Annotated in this window: 2 protein-coding genes; both read right to left on the bottom strand. The window is 41.1% G+C overall.

Annotated elements, in window-relative coordinates; translation table 11 throughout:
- Window positions 1-450 (bottom strand): glycosyl hydrolase 2 galactose-binding domain-containing protein (locus AC1DPQ_RS28175; RefSeq protein ID WP_477611628.1); only part of this gene is annotated, 450 nt, incomplete at its 3' end.
- 227 nt (window positions 451-677) lie between these two features.
- A partial coding sequence (locus AC1DPQ_RS28180; protein ID WP_477611629.1) for a glycosyl hydrolase family 95 catalytic domain-containing protein occupies window positions 678-1,219 on the bottom strand: 542 nt, incomplete at its 5' end.

Genomic DNA, 1,219 nt, shown 5'->3' on the forward strand with positions numbered 1-1,219 from the left:
GGGTAAATCCTGGATATTTGCAGGATGATCGGCCCTTACCGCTAGTACATTTTCCTGGTTATTTAATTTGATGGCTGAAGTGACATCCAAAGTAAAAGTTGTTCTCCCACCAGCGTGATAACCCACTTTTTTACCGTTTAACCAAACAGTTGCATACGAACCCACACCTTCAAAATACAGAAAAAAACGTTTTCCAAACTTAATTCCGTTATTTTTAAATGTTTTGCGGTACCAGGCATAGCCATGTTTATTGCCATGAAGTTTCCGTTGATAGCCTTCATATTGATCCCAGTTGTGCGGAACATTTACTTTTTTCCAGTTTAAGGTTTTGTAGCTGGCTAACTGAAAACCATCAAAAGTATTGTTGTTTTTTTCATCGGCAATACTGAGCCAGTTTGAATTTAATAAAACATCTTTCCTGGTTTGATTTTGTGCATAGAGTGAACTCACTCCATAAAAATTGATGAAGCATAACAGCAGTAAAAGCAATTGTTTAAATTGAATTCTTTTTGGTTCGTACGGGCTCAAACCGAGGCAACTAGCCAAGGTACGTGTCCCCACGTACCTCTTCGGGAAATTTCGCGGGGATGTGTTCAGGCAAATCTGGCGTGTGTTAATCCAGGCTAAGACTGACGAAATCTTCTCCCGCTCAGTCCTTTTAGATTTCGTAAGTTGATTCATCTCGCTTTCAAATCTCCATTCAACTTATAACTTTCACCAGCTTTAGTTTCGAACGTTGCATTATTGTTTTTGTAGCGGATTTTACAGTTTCCTCCTGTTTTAGATTTTATGGTAAGTGAGGTTAGTAAACCTTTATCCCAGGTTAAATCCAGTTCGAAACCTCCTCGGGCCAGAAGCCCTTTAATTTCTCCGTTTGGAATTGCCGTTGGCAATGCGGGTAAAATATCCAGATAGCCCTGGTGACTTTGCACAACCATTTCGGCAATTCCGGCTGCACCACCAAAGTTTCCATCTATCTGGAAAGGCGGGTGTGCATCAAAAAGATTCACATAAGAACCTGCGCCATTATTGGCTGGCTTCATTAACATTTTAACCAGTTTCATGGCATGATCGCCATCTTTAAACCTCGCCCAGAAATTGATTTTCCAGGCTAAACTCCAGCCTGTAGCGTCATCTCCGCGGTACAACAAAGACTGTTTTGCCGCTTGCATCATCTTTTCATTACTATCCCAGGTGATGTCATTTCCAGGATAAACGC

This window comes from Pedobacter sp. 01T416_2 (genome assembly GCF_056398925.1).